This is a genomic window from [Roseibacterium] beibuensis (assembly GCF_039542305.1).
Taxonomy (GTDB): Bacteria; Pseudomonadota; Alphaproteobacteria; order Rhodobacterales; family Rhodobacteraceae; genus Roseibacterium; species Roseibacterium beibuensis.
Genome location: NZ_BAABHW010000005.1, coordinates 1 through 14830, shown reverse-complemented (window position 1 = coordinate 14830; position 14830 = coordinate 1). Strand labels below are relative to the sequence as shown.

Sequence of the window (14830 nt, the reverse complement as noted above, 5' to 3'; positions counted from 1 at the left end):
TCTCTCGCGGCATGCACCCTGCTGAGGCGCATTGCGATGATGGTATAGAGCACGCGGTGCCTCGCTCAAGGTAAAAACTGGAGCGATGCGGAAAGTGAGAATACATGGATTCTTGTATAAACCTACGCGGTTTCGGCCAGTTCGACCAACTGTGCTTCAAGCACGTCGAGAAATGCGCTCCGGGCGGGGTGGCGGGTATCCCGCAGCCAGACGGCCGATAGCGACAGCTTGTCCCGTACCGTGTCGGACGGCAGCGTCAGCGGCACGAACGCAACGCCATCGACAGCCAGCCGGGATGCCCATTTCGGCACGATGGCAAGACCTACACCGGTGCCGACGAGGCTGACAATCGTCTGTTTTTCCTCGGCGATCTGGACCACGCGCGCGCTGTAGCCGGCTTCGAGAAACAGTTTCATCGTCAGGTCATGGCTGTGCGGGCGCGACCGCCGGTCGGGCACGATCAACGGCTCGTCGGCCATGTCGCCCACCGTGACGGCGTCATGTTTGGCCAGCCTGTGCCCCTCGGGCACCGCGACGACGGCGGTTTCATGGAACAGCGTGCGAAACCGCAGGCGGGGATCGCGGCTCTCGGGCGGGCGGACGAGGGCGATGTCCAGTCGGCCCGACAGAAGACGCGGCAAAAGCCGGATGGTCTTCTGTTCGAAGATCTCGACCTCGATCTCGGGATGGGCGCGGCGCAGATGCGGCAGCAGTTGCGGCAGCATGCCCGCCGCCGCGCTGTCAATCGCCCCGATGCGCAAAACGGCCCGTCGATCCTGCTCCTCGGCGCGAAAGGCCGCTTCCAGTCGGTCGGCGCGCGCCACGATATCGCGCGCGCCCTCGACGAAACTGCGCCCGGCCTCGGTCAGCGAGACATGGCGCGTTGTGCGCACCAGCAGGCGGCTGCCGAGGCTGTCTTCAAGCAGCTTGATCTGCCGTCCGAACGAGGCGGGCAGCATATCCATCTTCTGCGCCGCGCGGCCGAAATGCAGCGTGTCGGCGACGGCGATCAGGCACCTGAGTTGGCGTAGGTCCATACGCCCTAATAATATCAAATTTTTATATGATCGAGCGGATATTGCCGTTGCAGGGCAGAGTTGCGACATGTCCCGCGCAAGATGACGCGCGCGGCGTTGCGATCATCGCAAACTGTTCCGCGCCTTCAGCAAGGACCCTCAAGATGAAAACCTACAAGATCGCAGCCATTCCCGCCGACGGTATCGGCCCCGAGGTGATTGCCGCAGGCCTTCAGGCGCTGGAGGCCCTGGCGCGGCGCGATGGCGGGTTCGAGTTGGACGTCACCGAGTTCGACTGGGGGTCGGAGCGCTACAAGCGTGAAGGCGCGCTGATGCCCGAGGATGGCCGCGACCAGATCAAGGAATTCGACGCGATCTTCTTCGGGGCCGTCGGCGCGCCGGATGTGCCCGACCACGTCACGCTGTGGGGTCTGCGCCTGCCGATCTGCCAGGGCTTCGACCAATACGCCAATGTGCGCCCCACCAAGATCCTGCCCGGTATCACCTCACCGCTGGCCGGTGTCGGTCCCGGTGACCTCGACTGGGTGATCGTGCGCGAAAACTCCGAAGGCGAGTATTCCGGCGTTGGCGGCCGCGCGCACCAGGGCCAGCCCGAGGAAGTGGCGACCGAGGTGTCGATCTTCACCCGCACCGGCGTCGAGCGGATCATGCGCTTTGCCTTTGCCCTGGCCCAAAGCCGCCCCCGCAAGCTTTTGACCGTGGTCACGAAATCGAACGCTCAGCGCTTCGGCATGGTGATGTGGGATGAAATCGCGGCCGAGGTCAGCAAGGACTTCCCGGACGTGACATGGGACAAGATGCTGGTCGATGCCATGACCGTGCGCATGGTGAAGAACCCGCAAAGCCTCGACACGATCGTGGCGACCAACCTGCATGCCGACATCCTGTCCGACCTCGCCGGGGCGCTGGCGGGCAGCCTTGGCGTCGCGCCCACCGGAAACATCGACCCCGAACGCCGCAACCCGTCCATGTTCGAGCCGATCCATGGCTCGGCCTTCGACATCACCGGCAAGGGCATCGCCAACCCGGTGGCGACCTTCTGGACGGCGAGCCAGATGCTGGAGCACCTGGGCGAGGCGGAGGCCGCCGCGCGCCTGATGCGGGCCGTCGAAAAGGTCTGCGCCGATGGCGTCCTGACGCCGGATGTGGGCGGCAGCGCCACTACGCAAGAGGTGACGGACGCGGTGTGCGAGTCGATCCGCGGCGAAAACCTCTGACCCGATCCGTTCGCCGGGCAAAGCTGCGTCATCAAAGGTAGAAAATTCCCCGCAGCGCCGCGCCGCTTTTTCTGGCGCTGGCGCGGCGGCCCTTGTTAGGCTCCCTGGGCCGGTGGACTGACCACGCCCCGGCTCATTGGAGGACTTGCGATGAAATTGAATTTGAGCGCTGCCGCAGCCGGGGCCATTCTGGCCTTTGCCGGTGCGCCCGTGATGGCTCAGGGCGTCGAGTGCGGCGGCATCGGTGCGGGGGGCACCTGGATCGGCGGGTCGCCGGAGCAATCCGATATCGCTGCCGCGACGGGCGCTCTCGTGTTGACGGGGCAAGATGTCCCCTCGGGCGGCAATGCCGTGGCCCTGTTCTCTCTCAGCCAGCCGATGGAGATCCGGGTGGAGGCGCAACCCGCGCCCGGCGGCGACTCGGTGATCGAGCTTTACGACGCCTCGGGGGCCCTGGTGGTGACCGATGACGACTCGGGCGGGGGGCTGGCCTCGCGCGCGGAAACCCTGCTTCAGCCGGGCGAGTATTGCCTTGCGACGCGCGGTTTCGGCGGTGCCGGCCTGGTCGCGGATGTCGCTGTCGGCCAGTTGGAGCATGCCGCGATCACCCAGGGCCTCTCGGGCGGGTTCGTCGGCGGTGGCGATGTCTTCCCGCCGGATGGCCCGATTTTCGTAGGCATCGACCCGTGCCTTCCCGATACGCCCGCGACAATGCTGGGGGCCGGACCGCTTGCGCCCGTTCTGGACCAGGGCGGGGCCGAGGCGACCAACACGATCAGCGGCGTTCCCTATTACCGCTTCACGCTCGGCGCGCCGGAGCCCCTGACGATCCGGGCCGAGAACCCCAGCGCCGATCCCTATATCTACATCTTCGACGGGCAGGGGACGCTTCTGGCCGAGAACGACGATTACCAGAGCCTCAACAGCCGGATCGATTTCACCGAGCCGCTGCCGGCGGGCGACTATTGCATCGGGATGCGGGCGCTCTCCAACCCGGACCTGCCGGTGACCGTGCGTGTGATGCGTTACGACCAGCAGGCCGCGCTCAACGAGCTTTATGCGTCGGGCGAGGCCGCGCCGCCGATGGACGGCTCCTGGCCCGTCGTCGACATGGGGCCGCTGCCGCCGCGCGCGGTGCGCGATACACAGGTGTCTGGCCGCAACGCGGAATGGTTCGCCTTCGAGATGCCATCGCGCGGGATGCTCCTGATCGACGCGGTCGAGGTGACCGACAGCGACCCGATGATCGCGCTGTTCGATGATCTGGGGCGCGAGATCGCCTTCAACGATGATGCGAACGGGACGCTCAACAGCCAATTGGCCGTCCGCCTCGATCCGGGCCGCTACATGCTGTCGGTGGTGCAGTATTCCGAGGGCTACCAGGGCATCATCCGGATCGCGACGGAACGGTTCGTCCCCGCGACCGAGTGAGCCGGCAAAAACAGGAAGAGCCGCCCGCGACGAAAGCGGGCGGCCCTTTTCGTTGGACTGTACCTTGGCTCAGGCCTGTTCCAGCGCGTCGATGATCCCGCCGAAATCCGCAGCCTTCAGCGAGGCGCCCCCGACCAGCGCACCGTCGACATTCGAGACGGCAAAGATGTCAGCCGCGTTCGAGGGTTTCACCGACCCGCCATAGAGCAGGCGGACCGAGCGCCCGACGCCGGTGCCGAAACGGCGCTCCAACTCGGCCCGGATGTAGTCATGCACCTCGCCGATCTGGTCCAGCGTCGGCGTGCGGCCGGTGCCGATGGCCCAGACGGGTTCGTAGGCCACGACAAGGCTTTCGCCGGTCGACAGGTCGGGGATCGACCCGGCCAATTGCCCCGAGATGATGTCGAGCGTGTTGGCGGCATCGCGCTCGGCCTCGGTCTCGCCCACGCAGATGACGCATTTCAGACCGGCCGCCAGCGCGGCGCGGGCCTGCGCCCGGACCATGTCGTTGCTCTCGCCATGGTCGGCGCGGCGTTCGGAATGGCCGAGGATGACATAGGTCGCGCCCGCATCGGCCAGCATCTCGGCCGAGATGTCGCCGGTATGCGCGCCCGAGGCTTCGGGATGGCAGGTCTGGCCGCCGACGGCGATCTGCGCCTCGCCGATCCGCTCGGCCATCGCGCCAAGCAGCGTCGCGGGCGGGCAAAGCAGCACCTCGACAGAGGCCGCGCCATGTTCGGCCACCAGCGTGTCCACCTCGGCCAACGCCGCGCGGGTGCCGTTCATCTTCCAGTTTCCAGCCGCCAGCTTGACGCGCATGCCACTCACTCCTTGTCCTTTGTCCCCTTGGGATGGCAAGGAAGCGCCAAGTGGTCAAGGCGGCCATGAGGCAGGGGAAGGATACGATGATCCCGAAAATCGACGCGGCGGCACTGGCGCGCGGGGAGGCCGAGGCCATGGCGCAGGTGCGCGAAGGGGCTTTCGAGACCGGGTTTCTCACGCTGGAAAACACGGCGCTGACGCCCGAGCGCGTGTCGCGGGTGATCGAGACCTACCGCGCCTTCTTTCACCTGCCCGAGGCCGAGAAGGCCGGTGTCGACATGGCCGCCACCGGCTCGAACCGGGGCTGGGGCGCCTCGCGATCCGAGCAGGTCGATCCGACCGCGAACCCGGATTACAAGGAGGTGTTCGACTGCGGCATCACGCTGCCCGAGGGCGATCCGCTGACCAGCATGCAGTTCTACGCCCCGAACCGATGGCCGGCTGCGCCCGACGGCTTCCGGGCCGAGGTCGAGGGGTATTTCGAGGCCGCGCGCGGCGTCGCGCTGGACCTGCTGTCGGGGATCGCGCGGGCCATCGGCGAGGATGGCGCCTATTTCGCGGACAAGTTCTCGCGCCCCATGGCGCTTTTGCGCGGCAATTACTATCCGGCGCGGCCCGGTTGGGCGGGCGACAAGGATTTCGGCATCGCCGCCCATACCGACTATGGCTGTGTCACGCTGCTGGCGACAGACGGTCAGCCGGGACTGGAGGTCGAGATGCGCGACGGCTCGTGGCTGGGCGTGCAGGCCGAGCCGGGGACCTTCGTGGTGAATTTCGGCGAAATGCTGGAGATGTGGACCGGCGGGCGCGTGCGCGCCACGCTTCATCGCGTCGTTGGCGGCCCGGACGAGCGGATCTCGGTGCCGCTGTTCTTCAACCCCAACCATGACACGAATGTCGCTCCGATCGGGTCGAGCGACGTGATCCTTGCCGGAGAGCATCTCTCGCGGCGCTACAACGAGACCTACGTCCATTTGCAGGCAAAAGGGTGACTTGGGGGGCGGTGCGCCGCGTTTGTCAGGTCTATAGGTGCGCCAGCGCGCGGCGCGCCCAGTCGCAGGCAAGATCGGGATCGTCCAGCGCCGCGTCCGGCATCGACCAATACGGCATCTGCGTCGGCGCTTTCCCCTCGCGCTGGTAGGTCCAGCGCGTGCAGCCCTCGGCCTCCAGAACGTCGGCCATCTCGCCTGCGCCCTTCAGCCAGAGCGAGCCGTCGCTCATCAGGATCGCGAAGATCGTGCCCGCGTGATACAGGCACAACCCGCCCATCATCTTTCGCGTGGTGATGTCGCCAAGGCCCAAGAACAACTCGACCGCGTGGTCGAAATCGGCCCGGCCGACGGCCAAGTCAGTCGCCTTGCGTGGCGGGGCGGGCGGCTTCCAATTCGTCAAGCTCCTTGAACTTGATCGACTCGCCGCAGCCGCAGGCGTCGGTCACGTTCGGGTTGCGGAACCTGAAGGACGCCTCCAGCAACGACACCTCGTAGTCGATCTCGGTCCCGAACAGGAACATCTGCGCCATGGGGGCGATCATCACCCGCGCGCCATCCTGTTCGACCACCTCGTCATTGGGGTCGATCTCGGTCACGTAATCCATGGTGTATTCCATGCCCGCGCATCCGCCTTTCTTGATGCCGATGCGCAGCCCCTTCGTGCCCCCCTGCGCCATGAGCTTCGCGATCTGCCTGGTCGCGGACGGGGTAAGGGTGACGGCCTGCTTGCCGGGAATAGAGAACATCGGAAATCTCCTGCGCGTGTCACGCCTAATGTAGGGGCTGTGGCCGCGCCGCTCAACCGGCGAGAAGGGTAGGCGCAAGCATGGCCAGGGGGATCGCGGTGCCAAGCCCCCAGGCGAAACTGACGAGGGTCCCAAGGACAAGGCGCCGCCGCGCCTCGGAATTGCGCTCTGCCCAACTGCGCCAGGCGTAGATCATCTTGATGCCGATGACCGGCAGAACAAGACCCGGCAGCCCCATCAAAAGCACGACGCAAAAGGCCGCGCGTTCCATCCAGCCCAGCACAATACCTTCGTGGGAGGGCGGCGCCTCGCGCGCGACAAGGGTCAGAACGGCATATTGCCCGCCCCGCGCTGCGAAGATGATTCCGGCCAATACCAGGTAGATAATGGGCAAGGTTGAAGTGTCCGAGAGCGGGCTTTCGGCCCAAAGGCCGGGGGCAAGCAGCGTCACCCCGACGATCGAGGTAAGATGCAGCACCTGGTCCGCGATATAGGCCGGCAGCCCATTGGGCAGGCCAAAGGTCTTGAGAATATCGATCAGCAGATGTGCCCCGGTCAGCGCCAGGAACCATGGCGAAAACGTCCATGTTGTCAGCAGCATGGCAAGGAAAACCAAAGTGATATGTGCGCCGAGGGCGAGGGGGCGGCGCTTGTTCTCGACTAGCCATGTCGTCTGCGCGAGGTAGTCGGCGATCACGTGGGCGAGAAACAGCGCGGCGAAGGTCTGTGCGGCCATGTCTGGATCAAGGTCCTCCGTCGCGGCACGCGTGGCGCACCTCCGTCTTCCGACCCGATCATGGCGTGCAAGAAACGCCCCGTCCAGTCTTGGCGGGGCGCTGAAAGACTAAGGTTTTCCGCTGTTTACATGAAGCCCAGTTCGAGGCGGGCCTCGTCGGACATCATGTCCATACCCCAGGGCGGATCCCAGGTGATCTCGACATCGACTTGTTTGACGCCATCGAGCGGTTCGATCGAGTCGGCCAGCCAGCCGGGCATGTCGCCGGCCACCGGGCAGCCCGGGGCGGTCAGCGTCATGGTCACGTGAACCTCGTTCTCGGGCGAGATGTCGATCGTGTAGATGAGGCCGAGGTCATAGATGTTCACCGGAATCTCCGGGTCATAGACCGAGCGGCAGGCCTCGACGACCTGGTCGTAGAGAGGATGATCCGTCGACGACGGCTTGATCAGCGGCGTGCCTTCGAGATGCTCTTGCTGGTCGCTCATGCTCTGTGCCTCATTGAGTATCCGACCATTTATATAAGGAGTATCTCCGGGGGCGTAAACCCGCGCGAGACGCGTTTGAATGCGGCGAAGGGCAAAGGGTTAGGCGCCCCGCCGTTTGCGCACGGGCCGTGGCCGTACATGTTTTTCGATCGCGTCGAACAGATGGGCCGCGACGTTCTTGCCCGTCGCTTCCTCGATGCCTTGCAGGCCGGGGGAAGAGTTCACCTCAAGCAGTTTCGGCCCGTCTTCCGAGCGCAGCAGGTCAACCCCGGCGAGGCCGAGCCCGAACAGCTTGGCCGATTTCAACGCCGCCTCGCGCTCGGCCTTGGTGATCCGCACGGCGCTTGCCTTGCCGCCGCGATGCAGGTTCGAGCGGAAATCGTCGCCGCCCGCGGTGCGTTTCATGGCGGCGACGACCTTTCCGTCGACCACGAGGCAGCGGATATCCTCTCCGGCGGCTTCCTTCACGAAACTCTGGACAAGGAAATTCGCCTTCAGCCCGCGAAAGGCGTCGATCACCGATTGCGCGGCCTTCTTGGTTTCCGCCAGCACGACGCCTTTTCCTTGTGTCGATTCCAGCAGCTTGATGATCAGCGGTCCGCTGCCAACCAGCCCGATGATATTGTCGGTATCCTTGGGCGAGGCGGCGAAGGCGGTCTGCGGCATGCCGATCTTGTGGCGCGCCAGCAACTGGTGGGCATGCAGCTTGTCACGGCTGGCGGTGATCCCGGCCGACCCGTTCACGCAATAGGTGCCGATGGTCTCGAACTGGCGCAGAACGGCGGTCCCGTAGGAGGTGACGCTGGCCCCGATGCGAGGAATGACCGCGTCGTAGCGGGGCAGGCGGGCGCCGTCGTAGTGGATTTCGGGGGCCAGCGCATTGATCGCCATGTAGCAGCGCGTCGTGTCGATCACCTCGATCGTATGGCCGCGTTCCTCGCCCTCGGCGACAAGGCGGCGGGTCGAGTAATTGTCCTCGCGGCTGAGGACGGCGATGCGGAGTGCGCGCTTCGGCGCGGCCTGTTTCACGCGGGCCGTGCTGTAGATGTCGTAGCTCAGCTTTTCCTGGCAGAAGCTTTCGGCCGGCGCGACGACCCAGTCGGACTGGATCGCCTGCCGTCCCAGCAACATCCGGTAGGCCATCGTCCCCCGGTCGGTAAGCGTCACCTCGATCGGGGTCGAGGTGCCACCGACGGCAAGGTCCGTCTCGATCACGTAGCGCAGTTCCGCCTCGCCGTTGGAGCTTGTCACCTCGCGCCGGTCCTTGATGGCGGCCGAGCAGGCGATGGTCAGGTCGGTGCGGCCGGGGACGGGATGCACGGCGAAGCGCACCTTGGGACGGTTGATGGAGCCGAAGGTTTCGATATCGAAGGCATGAAGGGCCGAGGTCCGCGCGCCGGTATCGACCTTGGCCTTCAGCGCGGGCAGGCCGAGGCCGGGAAGGGCGACCCATTCTTCCCATCCAAGTCGAAGGGGCGTGTCACTCTCGGTCATGCGGTGTCCTTTGCAGGGGCGTTGTGCCTCGGCCACGGCGGGCGCGGTGTGCGGGCCGTGCGACATGTCGATGGCTTGGCGGGGGCGGAATCGCTCGTCAGGGTCGAAGGCGGGTTCGGCGCGACAAAAGCACGGGGGCACATGCGGCGCAACAGGACAAGACGGGCAACCCGGCGCGCTGTGATCTCCGGGCTGTTGGCCCTGTCATTATCAGGATGCGCGATGGGGCCGGCTGGCCCCGAGGCAGGCCATGACGCCCGTGCCGTAGCCAGCGGGATGCACGGCACGCCGGCCGTGGCACGCGATGCCACCGACCTGACCCTTGCGCCCTTCGAAGAGGCGGTTTGGCCCAGTTTCCTGAACCGTATCACGCTCGACCCGTCGCGCGATTACGTCATCCTGGCGTACCTTCCGCCGCGCGTGCCCTTCGACATGCGCGGCCCGGACCTCGCGCGGCAAAGTCTCGTGCGGCTTCTGTCGAACCCGGTGGCGGTGGCGATGTCCCCGGCCTGGATCGGGCACCTCGCGGTGGCATGGCAGTGCGATGGCCGTCAGGGCGTGACATCGCATAGCGGGGACAGGGACCGCCGGGCGCTGCGCCTGATGGCGCAGGGCTGGGGCCTGTCGGCGGTCTTGGCGACTTACGATACCGGCGGGATGGTGCCCGAGGCCGATTTCCCGGCGGCGCAGGACAGGGCCTTCGCCACGGGGCGTGGCGCGGTGCTGGCCGTCGAGGTGGAGAGCACCGACTGCCACGCGATGCGCCAACGGCTGGCAGGGTTCGCAACCTCCGAGCGCGCCCGGCGCTACGGTCTGCTGGAAGACCCCTGGAATGGCGGCGGCGCGGGGTGCCTGAGTTTCGGGGCGTATCTCGCCGACGCCGCAGGGCTTCCCGTGCTTGCCAGCGAAAGAATCTATCGGCAGGTGCCCATCCCCTCGGACCTTGTCGGCCTGCGCGCGGTTCGGGACGGCGTGAACCCGTACCGGCCGCCGGGCCTGTCGGGAGACGTCCCGGCGCGGCCCGTGTCCCTGCTGCGCTTGTTGCGCGACCCGTGGGCCGGGCCAGAGGCCGAGGATCTGCGGCTGCCGGATGGAGAGGCGGTATTCGCGGCCCTTGTGGCGCCACGCGCGGGTCTCTCCGGCGACGGGGATTGGCGCTTTTCCCGGATGCTGCCGGAAAGAGATCCGCTGATCGGGCAGGCGGCGGGGCAGGCGCGCGACTGGGCGGCGCGCTTCCCGGTGCGGCGGATCGCCGACCCGGGCGGCGTCGCGGCGCTCGTGCTGGAACACTAGGGCAGGGCTTGGCAAGCGCGGTCCGATACGCCACAGAGCGGCCATGACAGAGCGTTTCTCCTTCACCCTCAAGGCCACCGACGGGCGTGCCCGCACCGGCGTGATCGATACGCCCCGTGGCCAGATCCGCACACCGGCCTTCATGCCCGTGGGCACGGCGGCGACCGTCAAGGCGATGATGCCCGAAAGCGTCGCGGCCACCGGCGCCGACATCCTGCTGGGCAACACCTATCATCTGATGCTGCGCCCGACCGCTGAACGCATCGCGGCGCTGGGGGGCTTGCACAGGTTCATGAACTGGTCCGGCCCGATCCTGACGGACTCGGGCGGTTTCCAGGTGATGAGCCTCGCCGATCTGCGCAAGCTGACCGAAGAGGGGGTGACCTTCCGCTCCCATATCGACGGCTCAAAACACATGCTCAGCCCGGAACGCTCGATGGAGATCCAGAGGCTTCTGGGCTCCGATATCGTGATGTGTTTCGACGAATGCCCCGCGCTGCCCGCCGATCGTGACCGCATCGTGCAGTCCATGCGCCTGTCGATGCGCTGGGCGGAGCGCTCAAAAGAAGCCTTTGGCGATCGGCCCGGACACGCGCTCTTCGGTATCCAGCAGGGTGGCCTGGAACAGGACCTGCGCGAAGAAAGTGCCGAGGCGCTGAAGGAGATCGGCTTCGACGGCTATGCCGTGGGCGGCCTTGCCGTGGGCGAGGGGCAGGAGGCGATGTTCGGCTGCCTCGACTACGCGCCCGAGATGCTGCCCACAGACAAGCCGCGCTACCTGATGGGAGTGGGCAAGCCCGACGACATCGTGGGCGCGGTCAAGCGCGGGATCGACATGATGGATTGCGTCCTGCCGTCACGGTCGGGGCGGACGGGGCAGGCCTTTACCCGCCGCGGCGTCGTCAACATCAAGAACGCGCGCCATGCCGATGATCCGCGCCCGCTGGACGAGGCCTGCACATGCCCTGCCTGCACCGGGTATTCGCGGGCCTACCTGCACCATGTCTTCCGCGCAGGAGAGATCATCAGCTCGATGCTCCTGACATGGCACAACCTGCATTACTACCAGGAGCTGATGGCGAGCATGCGCGCCGCCATCTCGGAGGGGCGCTTCGACGCGTGGGAGGCCGAGTTCCACGCTCTGCGGGCCGAGGGCGATGGCGCACGACGGAGCCGTAGCCAGCCTCGGTATCGGCATGGGCCGCCCGGCTGATGCCATCGCCGCAGTCATTGTTGAAATGCCACGACCCGTCCGCGGCGTTGATCAAAAGCGTCGTGTCGCAACTGCTGTCGGCGTCGAGATATCAGCCGATACCCCTGCATCTGGCTCAGGCAGAAGGTGAAGATGGGCTGCGCGGCGGCATAGACCCGCGCCCTCGGGATGCCGCAGGACGATGGATGGCACCCCCGTTGTCTTGGTCGACAGCACTTGCGGGCTGCAAAGTCGCATGCCTGTGTAGCTTGCCGTTGCGCCGGTATAGGCGCGATTGGGGCAGGTCATGGCCCCACCGGCCCCGGGCAGGCCAGGCACGGCCCCGAATAGGGCCAGGTTTCAAGATCGCATCATACCCTCGCACACAATTGCGGACACATGCAAAATGTTGCGCGCGCAACGATTTCAGAGCCTTGATTTGTCTTAAGGCTGTTGGGCTATTCGGGGCGTGAGGGTCCTTGGCGCACGTGGCCTGTCGCGCCGGGTGTGTGAGCGTTTCGTCTCGTGCGCGCGCCGATCCCTGGCTTGGACCGGGCCTTTCGGCCAAAGGATGGCCGTCGCGGCCGCTTTCCACAGCATTTTGTGTGCGCGCCGTGCAAAACCGCTATCCCTCCCTTGCGCGGCGGGCGGTGGCAGAGCATGCTGACGGGCAAACCGGCGCTTTGGACCGCTTGAAACACACCTGCGCGCGCCCCAAGTTATGACATCCTTACCCGGAAGGGGCCGGGGCTGCTGCCAAGTCAGGGCCGGGCCCCCTTGCCAAGAACCAAGGAAGGCAACATGCCAGACCAGAACTCGACCTATCCCGTCCTTCCTCTGCGCGACATCGTGGTGTTCCCCCACATGATCGTGCCGCTCTTCGTCGGCCGCGAGAAATCCGTCCGCGCGCTGGAAGAGGTGATGCAGGACGACAAGCAGATCCTCCTGTCGAGCCAGATCGACCCGGCGGTGGACGACCCCACGCCCGATGCGATCTACCGCGCCGGTGTGCTCGCCAACGTGCTGCAACTGCTCAAACTGCCCGATGGCACCGTGAAGGTGCTGGTCGAAGGCCAGAAGCGCGTGCGCATCGAGGAATTCACCGCCACCGACGATTACTTCGAAGCCCGCGTGATCGAGCTTGAGGAACGCCTGGGCGATCCGACCTCGGTCGCGGCGCTGACCCGGTCGGTTTCCGGGGAATTCGAGAAATACGCCAAGGTCAAGAAGAACGTCCCCGAGGATGCGCTGGCCTCCGTCGCCGAGGCGCAGGACCCCGAGATGCTGGCCGACCTCGTGGCCGGTCACCTCGGCATCGAGGTGGACCAGAAGCAGGATCTTCTGGAAACGCTGGACGTGGCCGAACGGCTGGAGAAGGTCTTTGGCCTGATGCAGGGCGAAATGTCGGTCCTGCAGGTCGAAAAGAAGATCAAGACGCGCGTGAAATCGCAGATGGAGCGCACGCAGCGCGAATACTACCTCAACGAACAGATGAAGGCGATCCAGCGCGAGCTGGGCGACGGCGAAGAGGGCGGCGAAGTGGCCGAACTCGAAGAAAAGGTCGCCGCCACCAAGCTGTCGAAAGAGGCGCGCGAAAAGGCCGAGGCCGAGCTGAAGAAGCTCAAGAACATGTCGCCCATGTCGGCCGAGGCCACCGTCGTACGCAACTACCTCGACTGGATGCTGTCCATCCCGTGGGGCGTCAAGTCGCGCGTGAAGAAAGACCTTGGCCGGGCGCAGGACATTCTCGACGCCGATCACTACGGGCTGGAAAAGGTCAAGGAACGCATCGTCGAATACCTTGCCGTGCAACAGCGCTCGAAAAAGCTGAAGGGGCCGATCATGTGCCTCGTCGGCCCGCCGGGCGTAGGCAAGACGTCGCTTGGCAAATCGGTCGCCAAGGCCACGGGGCGCGAATTCATCCGCATCAGCCTTGGCGGCGTGCGTGACGAATCCGAGATCCGTGGCCACCGCCGGACCTATATCGGCTCGATGCCGGGCAAGATCATCCAGGCTTTGAAAAAGGCCAAGACGACGAACCCGCTGATCCTGCTCGATGAGATCGACAAGATGGGCCAGGATTTCCGGGGCGACCCGGCCTCGGCTATGCTCGAGGTGCTGGACCCCGAACAGAACTCGACCTTCGTCGACCACTATCTCGAGGTGGAATACGACCTGTCGAACGTGATGTTCCTGACCACGGCGAACTCCTATAACATGCCCGGGCCGCTTCTGGACCGGATGGAGATCATCCCGCTGGCCGGCTACACCGAGGACGAAAAGCGCGAGATCGCGATCCGCCACCTGATCCCCAAGCAGGTGAAGGATCACGGCCTGAAGTCCAAGGAATTCGAGCTGACCGAGGCCGCGCTGACCGACGCGATCCGCTACTACACGCGTGAAGCCGGCGTCCGGAACCTCGAACGCGAGATCGCCAAGATCTGCCGCAAGGCGCTGACCAAGATCCTGAAGAAGGAGGAGGAGACGGTGACCGTCACCCCCGCCAATCTCGAGGATTTCCTTGGCGTGCGCCGCTTCAAGTTCGGCCTCGCCGAAGAAGCGGACCAGATCGGTGTCGTGACCGGGCTGGCCTGGACCAGCGTCGGCGGGGACCTGTTGTCGATCGAGGCGTTGCGCCTGCCGGGCAAGGGCCGGATGAAGACCACCGGCAAGCTGGGCGACGTGATGAAGGAATCGATCGACGCCGCCGCCAGCTACGTACGGTCCATCGCGCCGTCCATCGGGGTGAAGCCGCCGCGTCTGGACAAGTGGGATATCCACGTCCACGTCCCCGAGGGCGCCACGCCCAAGGACGGGCCGAGCGCCGGCATCGCGATGGTGACCTCCATCGTCTCGGTGCTGACCCAGATCCCGGTGAAAAAGGACATCGCCATGACCGGCGAGGTCACGCTGCGCGGCAACGTGCTGCCCATCGGTGGGTTGAAGGAAAAGCTGCTGGCCGCGCTTCGCGGGGGCATCACCACGGTGCTGATCCCGGCAGAGAATGAAAAGGACCTGCCAGAAATCCCCGACAACGTGAAGGAGGGGCTGACCATCATCCCCGTCAGTCACGTTTCGGAGGTTCTGGAGCAGGCCTTGACGGCCAAGCCGGAAGGCATCGACTGGGACGAGGAGGCCGAAGAGGCCGCCGCCGCCCAGGCCGCGCTGGATAACAAGGGGCAGGGCGCCACTGCGCACTGACCTCGCGGCCGTCTCAGATAAAAAGAAAGGCGATTGTATATTTGACAAACCCAAGGCGGATTCCTATATTTAACTCATAGAGTTGAGGAAACCGCCATGTCTGTTCTGAGCAAACCCTACATGCACGATGAAGCCGAGGCGTTTAAACACGTCGAAAGCATCATCTGGCCCGATGGCCCGG

The 14830-nt window shown here is 65.5% G+C and carries 13 protein-coding genes; 6 read left to right on the top strand and 7 right to left on the bottom strand.

Translation table 11 applies throughout. From position 1 onward, the window contains the following. Positions 1-122: 122 nt before the first annotated feature. Positions 123-1037, bottom strand: coding sequence for a LysR family transcriptional regulator (locus tag ABD923_RS14910; RefSeq protein ID WP_259553028.1), 915 nt, complete (start codon positions 1035-1037; stop codon positions 123-125). A gap of 143 nt (positions 1038-1180) precedes the next feature. Here ABD923_RS14910 and ABD923_RS14905 point away from each other — a divergent pair, with 143 nt between their 5' ends. Both ABD923_RS14905 and ABD923_RS14900 read left to right on the top strand, forming a co-directional pair. Beyond that, the gene (locus ABD923_RS14905; protein ID WP_259553044.1) at positions 1181-2254 is read left to right on the top strand and encodes a tartrate dehydrogenase; all 1074 of its coding nucleotides are present in this window, start codon (positions 1181-1183) and stop codon (positions 2252-2254) included. A 150-nt stretch (positions 2255-2404) separates the two neighbouring features. Next, entirely contained in the window at positions 2405-3685 is a 1281-nt protein-coding gene (locus tag ABD923_RS14900) for a PPC domain-containing protein (protein ID WP_259553050.1), read from the top strand. Between the two features lie 69 nt (positions 3686-3754). Here the strand turns inward: ABD923_RS14900 and tpiA are convergent, their stop codons facing one another. Then, positions 3755-4504: a triose-phosphate isomerase gene (gene tpiA, locus ABD923_RS14895; RefSeq protein WP_259553064.1), complete on the bottom strand. Its 750-nt coding sequence runs from the start codon at positions 4502-4504 to the stop codon at positions 3755-3757. Between the two features lie 86 nt (positions 4505-4590). Between tpiA and ABD923_RS14890 the strand changes: the two genes are divergently transcribed. Continuing rightward, positions 4591-5499: an isopenicillin N synthase family dioxygenase gene (locus ABD923_RS14890; protein ID WP_259553066.1), complete on the top strand. Its 909-nt coding sequence runs from the start codon at positions 4591-4593 to the stop codon at positions 5497-5499. Positions 5500-5530: 31 nt separating this feature from the next. Here ABD923_RS14890 and ABD923_RS14885 read toward each other — a convergent pair whose 3' ends face one another. The 5 genes from ABD923_RS14885 to rimK all read right to left on the bottom strand — a co-directional run bounded on the left by ABD923_RS14885 (position 5531) and on the right by rimK (position 8963). Further along, positions 5531-5854 carry a TfoX/Sxy family protein gene (locus ABD923_RS14885; RefSeq protein WP_259553068.1) on the bottom strand — a complete coding sequence of 108 codons (324 nt, stop codon included), beginning with the start codon at positions 5852-5854 and terminating at the stop codon, positions 5531-5533. Position 5855: 1 nt separating this feature from the next. Then, on the bottom strand, positions 5856-6245 hold the full coding sequence (locus ABD923_RS14880) for a HesB/IscA family protein (protein ID WP_259553070.1): 390 nt from the start codon (positions 6243-6245) through the stop codon (positions 5856-5858). A gap of 52 nt (positions 6246-6297) precedes the next feature. Next, positions 6298-6981 (bottom strand): DUF3307 domain-containing protein, encoded by a 684-nt coding sequence (locus ABD923_RS14875; protein ID WP_259553072.1) that lies wholly within the window; start codon positions 6979-6981, stop codon positions 6298-6300. A 125-nt stretch (positions 6982-7106) separates the two neighbouring features. Further along, positions 7107-7469, bottom strand: a complete 363-nt coding sequence (locus ABD923_RS14870) for an SUF system Fe-S cluster assembly protein (RefSeq protein ID WP_222187108.1) — start codon at positions 7467-7469, stop codon at positions 7107-7109. 99 nt (positions 7470-7568) lie between these two features. Then, positions 7569-8963 (bottom strand): 30S ribosomal protein S6--L-glutamate ligase, encoded by a 1395-nt coding sequence (rimK, locus tag ABD923_RS14865; RefSeq protein ID WP_259553074.1) that lies wholly within the window; start codon positions 8961-8963, stop codon positions 7569-7571. 222 nt (positions 8964-9185) lie between these two features. On the opposite strand from rimK, the gene ABD923_RS14860 reads away from it, so the two are divergent. The 3 genes from ABD923_RS14860 (at position 9186) to lon (ending at position 14649) form a co-directional block, all read left to right on the top strand. Further along, entirely contained in the window at positions 9186-10256 is a 1071-nt protein-coding gene (locus tag ABD923_RS14860; protein ID WP_259553075.1) for a hypothetical protein, read from the top strand. Positions 10257-10299: 43 nt separating this feature from the next. Continuing rightward, positions 10300-11469 carry a tRNA guanosine(34) transglycosylase Tgt gene (tgt, locus tag ABD923_RS14855; protein WP_259553077.1) on the top strand — a complete coding sequence of 390 codons (1170 nt, stop codon included), beginning with the start codon at positions 10300-10302 and terminating at the stop codon, positions 11467-11469. A gap of 780 nt (positions 11470-12249) precedes the next feature. Continuing rightward, complete coding sequence (lon, locus tag ABD923_RS14850; RefSeq protein ID WP_259553078.1) at positions 12250-14649, top strand: endopeptidase La; 2400 nt, start codon at positions 12250-12252, stop codon at positions 14647-14649. Positions 14650-14830 lie beyond the last annotated feature (181 nt).